The following is a 5,950-nucleotide window of genomic DNA, read 5'->3' on the forward strand; positions in this document are numbered from 1 at the left end:
GAGACTCGAACTCGCGACCTCAACCTTGGCAAGGTTGCGCTCTACCAACTGAGCTATTCCCGCAGATTCTCCGACCTGCGTCGAAGGAGCGCTATTGTGTCCAAATTCCTTCACGCCGTCAACAGTATTCACACCCTGCGGTCACAGGCGTCCGCACTGGAGTACGCTGCCCCGCCCAGCCCCGTTCGCCCATGTTCCTTCGCGGCAAGCCCCTGTTGATCGCCCTGGCGCTGCATCTGCTGGTAGCGCTGCTGTACTGGGCTCTGATTCCCCTGGGAATGAACTGGTATCGCGACCATTTCGGCTTCACCTCCCACCGCGACATCGGTCTTGGCATCGCCCAGTTCTATCTGTTCTATATGTTCCTCGGCGCCCAGCCGCTGACCGCGGTACTGCGGCCACTCTTCGCCAAGCTGCTGGTGCTGGCGATTCCCTTGGCGTTCGCGACCTGGACGCTGATGCACCACCATCCGCTGCGCCTGGTGTACTTCACCGTTGGACCTGGCCTGCTGGCACTGGCCGCGATCTTCGCCACCCTGCACTTTGCAGCGCGCGGCACAGCACTTCCCGCACCGGACGCCCCCCATGCCTGAGCGCTACATCCGCCTGTTCTGGCTACTGGTCGCCATGACCTGGCTGGCGCTGATCGCCGCACTGGTCAATGCTGGCTTCACGCCGGACTACTGGCTGCTGCGCCACTTGGAAGGCGGCACACTGCCCTACCCGACCAGCACCGTGATCGTGTTCGCGCTGCTGAGCACCGTCGAGCTGGTGGTTGCCGCACTGATCGTGCAGCCCTGGAAACTGGGGCGGCTGTGGTTGCGCCTGCTGATCGCCTTCGTGCTGCTTCTGGCCTGGTCGGTACCATGGCTGCTGTCGGCGATGCACCAACCACCGGTGCAGGGCATGCACCTGCTGTGGTTGCTGCTGCTGGACGTGGGGCTGCTGCTGGCGCTGTGCGCGGTGTCGGCAGTGAGTGCGTGGCGGGCCCTCAGGCGGCGGAGGAGACGCTCGACAAATCCGCCCCAGCACTAGGCCTACTTCCGGAACTCCACCCGCACGTGCTGGCCGAAGCGCGCCTTGGCGTTGCCATCAAACTCCAGCACGCACTCCACTACCTTGGCCACGCCACGCCCGGCGTCTTCCGGCAGACGCGCCTGCGCGAACACCGGACTGATGCGCACCACGCGTGCGGGTGGCAGTGAGCCGGTGTTCTCTGCGCCATCACTGTCCGGCACAACGATGGCATGCATCCCCACCTGCACGGCATCGGCGTAGGCCGCACTGAGTTCGGCACGCACCTGCAGCGGGCGTGCCGGCAGCAGCGAGATCGCCGGCTTGCCACCCTGCACGAATGCGCCGAGTCCCGGCACCTGGCCGACCACGGTGCCAGCCTCCGGTGCGCTCAGCGACATCTGCTGCAGTTTCAGTTTCGCGTGCTCCAGCTTGTGCTGGGCCATGTCAACTTGCGCACCGGCCACGTCGACATCGGCGCGCACACCGACCAGTTGCTGCTTGGCTGCATCGGCCTGCTGGTTGGACGACACGCCTTCGCTGGCGCCGGTGGACAGGCGAGTCGCATTGCGCTCCAGTTCGCGCAGCTGCGCCTGGCTGCCCTTCAGACGGTCATTGGCCAAGGCGAGATCAGCTGTGGCCATCGCTACTTCCTGCTGCAGCAGCGCGCCATCCAGCGACAGCAGCAGCTGTCCCTTCTTCACCATGGCGCCCTCCTTCACCGGCGCGGCAGTGATCGAGCCATCCACCGGCGGTGCCAGCGCGATCAAACCGCCCTCGACGTCAATGATGCCGCGCGCAACCGCGACCTTGCCGGCGGCAGCAGTGCTGGCTTTGCCGGCGGATGCTGGGGCAGGCGCCTCCTTGGAACAGGCGCCGAGCAGCAATGCTGCGGACAGGGCCAGGCTGAGGGGGAGCAGGTACGGCGTCTTGATCATGGGGCGGACTCTACAGTTTCGTTCTGGCGGCGATCGTCACGGACCATGCCGTCTTCCATGGCGATCACCCGATCGGCGTGCCGGATCAGGCGCGGATCGTGACTCACGCACAGCACGGTGGCGCCGTGCGCACGTGCGTAGCGATGCAGGATGTCGATCACGCGCTGGCCGTTCTCGGCGTCCAGCGCGCTGGTGGGTTCGTCGGCGAAGATCAGCGTCGGCGACTTGGCGAAGGCGCGGGCGACGGCCACACGCTGCTTCTCGCCGCCGGACAGCTGCGCCGGACGCATGTGGCTGCGGTGGCTGAGGCCCACCTCTTCCAGTGCCTTGCGCGCCAGCGGTTCGCTTTCGCGATTGCTCATGCCTCGATAGCCCAGCGGCAGCTGCACCTGTTCCAGTGCGGTCAGCGCCGGAAACAGATTGAAACCCTGGAACACGAAGCCGACATGGTGCAGGCGGAATCGCTCCACTTCACTGCGCGTCATGTGGCCCACGTCCTGGCCGAGTGCGTGCACGCGGCCGCCATCGGGCGCAGACAACCCAGACAGCAACGACAGCAGCGTGCTCTTGCCGCAACCAGACGGACCGGACACGAGGGTCAGCTCACCGGGGTAGATGTCCAGCGAGAGGCCGCGCAGCACCGGCACCTGCACATCCCCGGACATGAAACCCTTTTCCAATGCATCGGCCTGCAGGGTCGGGGCGACGGCGCGTGTAGAAGTCATCGGCCGGCCCTCAACGCAGCAGCAACGATGGATCTGAGCGGACGACACTGCGCACCGCCATGATGCTCGACAGCATGGCCATCACCGCCACCAGTGCCACGCATCCGATGATGACCATCGGCGTCAGCTGCACCGGTACGCGCTGGGTCTGCGCGATCAGCAACACCGCGGTACTGAAGGCCGCCGCCAACAACATGCCCACGCCGCCGATCAACAGTGCCTGCTCGAACACCACCCGCGCCAGCGCATAGCGACCGGCACCGAGGGCATTGAGCGTGGCGTACTCGCGTACCGAACCGGCCACCACCGAAGCAAACGACTGGTTGGTGATCACCGCACCGACAAAGCAGACGATGACCGCCATGAACAGCACCGCGATGCCGGCACCGGTATCGAACAGCCAGTATTGCTGCGAGCGGCTGGCGAACTCCGGTGCGGTCCAGAACTCGACCGGCGTTGCCTGCCCCATCGACGCGGCCAGACGATCACGCACGCCGTTGGCCAGGTCCGGCGAGCGCAGGCCCGCAACGAAATAGGTGCTGCCCTCATGCGGATCGGTACCGGCGATGGCGCGCGCGGTATCCAGCGAAGCCAGTACGTTGACGCCACCAAGGCCACGCAGGCCCGCTTGTGCGGCAACCACGCGCACCGCCTTGCCGTTGATCCAGGCACGGTTGTTCTGCAGGTCCACGCCCAGCGTATCCAGATCGGCACTGTCGACGATCACCGCACCCGGCTCACGCAGCTGCGCGCGCAGGTCGGCGGGCAGGATGCGCGCGAACATCATCGCATCGTCCTGCGTGGAGATACCCGACAGGTACACCGACACGTTGCCGGTACCCTGCGCGCTGGAACGCCATTCGCCATCGACCCATTCGTAGGGCTCGACGCGGGTGACATCCGGGTCCATGCGCAGGTGACTTTCGACATCCGCGCTGATTGCATGGCCGTAGTTCACGCTCTGGGTGCCGGGAAAGCCGGCCCAGATATCAGCGGAGGATGCCTTCACGTAGATCGCGGCGGTACCGAAGATGCCCAGTACCAGCGCCGCCTGCACGATCAGCAACACCCCGGCGAAACACATTGCCAGCACTACCGGCAGGAACCGGCGCCACTCATAGGCCAGGGTCTTTCGGGCCAGCGCGATCATTGCTGTTCGCCCTCACCCTCAGCCGGCAGCGGTGCACCACCAAGCGCGCGGTACAGCGAAGCAAACGCGAGCACGCGCGCGCCCTGCGCACCGATCAGATCGGCCTGCGAGGCCAGTGCGGCACGCTGAGTGTCCAGCCCATCGAACTCGCTGGACAGGCCCAGCTGCACCTGCCGCGCCTGGCGCTTGACCTGCTGGCCGGCGGCATCATTGGCCGCACGCAGCGACTGGATGCTGCTGTCCTGGCGTGCAAGGCTGCCGAGCGCGCCTTCCACCTCACTCACGCCTTCCAGTACCGCTTTGCGGTAACCGAGCAGCGCGGCATCCAGCTGCTTTTCATCGGCATTGAAGCGCGCGCGACGCTGGCCCCAGTCCCACAGCGGGATATCGATGTACGGGCCGATCGAGGGACTGGAGTCGGAGTTGGAGCGGGCGTTCTGGGTGAGGTTGTAGGCGTACAGGATCGAGCCGCCGAGGCTGACCCGCGGATACATCGCAGCGCGTGCGGAGCCCTTGCTCGCCGCCGCCTGCATCACCTCCGATTCGGCCAGCAGAATTTGCGGGCGATGACGCAGCAGATCCGCCGGCACCTGCTGCAGCGAGAACGTACCCAGCTTTGGCGGCGTGCGATAGGCCTGCCAGGTCGGATCCGGGCCGTCGCGGCCCAGCAGCAGGGCCAGCGCACGGGCAGCGTTGTGCGCATTCTCGCGGGCCTGCGCCGTAGCTGCCCGGGTCGCCGCCTGGCGTGCACGCAGACGATCAAGTTCGCCCGGCTCATCCAGGCGCAGGCGCTGGCGCACAAGGGCCAACTGTTCGCCGCGATCATCCACAGCCTGCTGCCGGGCCAGCAGGTCCTGCTGGGCGTGTGCCACGGTCAGGTCGAGATAGTTGCGCACCACGTCGGCGATCACCGCCACCTGCGCGGCGCTACGCAGCGCCTCGGCATTGCCAGCCGAGGCCTGCGCGCTCAGCTGCGCACTTTCGGCGGCGCCGAACAGGCCCAGGTCCCATATCGCTTCGATGCCGGCATGGAAATAGGTGTCGACTGCGGCGGCATCCTGCACCTGCTTGGCGCTGGCTGAGATTTCCGGCAGGAAGCGCGAATCCGAAGTGCCGGCGACGATCCGAACGGCCTGCAGGCGCAGCGTGGCCTGCTGCAGATCGAGGTTGCCGGCGATGGCCTGATCGACCAGCCCGTCCAGCGCCGGGTCGGACAGCGCTTTCCACCACTGCTTGGCGTCGACGGCCACACCCTGGCTCTGTGGCACCTGGGTCCAGGTGCTGGGCGTGCGGTCAGGCAGGTCCGGAACCGGCACCGACATGCAGCCGGCCAGGGCCAGGCTGGCCAGAAGCGCGCCGGGGCGCAGCACCGCATGCAGGGAGAATCCGCGCCCGGTCCTGGGCACTGCCACTGGAGTGATACGCCTGACCACCAGCCCGCCAACGTGTAGAAGGAGCATGAAGGCTACCGTGCGATTGTGGAGCGAACATGGAGAATTGGTCCGAAAAAGGTCACAGCACGCGTGCGGTTCAGGCAATGCTGCCCCAGCCTTTCACCACGCTTTCAGCGCGTTCTCGACACGGAACACTGGACGGCTTTCACGGCGTATTGCACATTGCGGCACTGCCTTGCCTCGGTGCTGCCTGCCCGTGAAACGCCCCCGCCGCTGGCTACTGATTGGCTCGATCACGACAGTGACTGTCGGCGTGATCGTGCTCGTCCTGACCACCCCACTGATCTCGAACGCCATGCTGCTACTGATGGAGCGCAGCAACTTCATCCCCGGTGAATCTTCGATCTTCACGTTCGAGCCCTATGCCATCAACCAGGGATCGTCGAACTACTGGTTGTACGGAAAGGATCGGACCTACTACTACCACTTCACCTACGAAGACGATGTTCCCTACGTCTACATCCCGCAGGACAACCGCTGCCCTGGTTTCGACCGACAGGATGCCCTGACCTGGTGCAGCGCCCTGCCCGGCAAGGCACGCTAGCGCGGCAGTGGTGCAACCGGCGTGACAAACGAAAAACGCCCCCTTGCGGGAGCGTTCTTCTTGAATCTGGAGCGGGAAACGAGACTCGAACTCGCGACCTCAACCTTGGCAAGGTTGCGCTCTAC

At 65.7% G+C, this 5,950-nt stretch carries 7 protein-coding genes; 3 read left to right on the plus strand and 4 right to left on the minus strand.

The window, feature by feature from the left end; all coding sequences use genetic code 11:
- The first annotated feature begins 191 nt into the window (after positions 1-191).
- Complete coding sequence (locus tag AC13GA_RS20465) at positions 192-593, plus strand: hypothetical protein (protein WP_046984912.1); 402 nt, start codon at positions 192-194, stop codon at positions 591-593.
- On the plus strand, positions 586-1,035 hold the full coding sequence (locus AC13GA_RS20470) for a hypothetical protein (protein WP_253078648.1): 450 nt from the start codon (positions 586-588) through the stop codon (positions 1,033-1,035). Before AC13GA_RS20465 ends, AC13GA_RS20470 begins: the two co-directional genes overlap by 8 nt.
- A 2-nt stretch (positions 1,036-1,037) precedes the next feature.
- Here the strand turns inward: AC13GA_RS20470 and AC13GA_RS20475 are convergent, their stop codons facing one another.
- From AC13GA_RS20475 to AC13GA_RS20490, 4 genes are read right to left on the minus strand one after another with little or no spacing between them, the layout of a single operon-like run.
- Complete coding sequence (locus AC13GA_RS20475) at positions 1,038-1,952, minus strand: HlyD family secretion protein (RefSeq protein ID WP_136638759.1); 915 nt, start codon at positions 1,950-1,952, stop codon at positions 1,038-1,040.
- Positions 1,949-2,677, minus strand: a complete 729-nt coding sequence (locus tag AC13GA_RS20480) for an ABC transporter ATP-binding protein (RefSeq protein ID WP_046984909.1) — start codon at positions 2,675-2,677, stop codon at positions 1,949-1,951. Before AC13GA_RS20480 ends, AC13GA_RS20475 begins: the two co-directional genes overlap by 4 nt.
- 10 nt (positions 2,678-2,687) lie before the next feature.
- Entirely contained in the window at positions 2,688-3,827 is a 1,140-nt protein-coding gene (locus AC13GA_RS20485; RefSeq protein ID WP_136638760.1) for an ABC transporter permease, read from the minus strand.
- Positions 3,824-5,287, minus strand: coding sequence for an efflux transporter outer membrane subunit (locus AC13GA_RS20490; RefSeq protein ID WP_428709137.1), 1,464 nt, complete (start codon positions 5,285-5,287; stop codon positions 3,824-3,826). Before AC13GA_RS20490 ends, AC13GA_RS20485 begins: the two co-directional genes overlap by 4 nt.
- 190 nt (positions 5,288-5,477) lie before the next feature.
- Here AC13GA_RS20490 and AC13GA_RS20495 point away from each other — a divergent pair, with 190 nt between their 5' ends.
- A complete protein-coding gene (locus AC13GA_RS20495) occupies positions 5,478-5,825 on the plus strand; it encodes a hypothetical protein (RefSeq protein WP_253078652.1) in 348 nt (115 codons plus the stop codon).
- Positions 5,826-5,950: the final 125 nt, after the last annotated feature.

The sequence above is a fragment of the Stenotrophomonas sp. 22DLJC03 genome, from assembly GCF_056861405.1.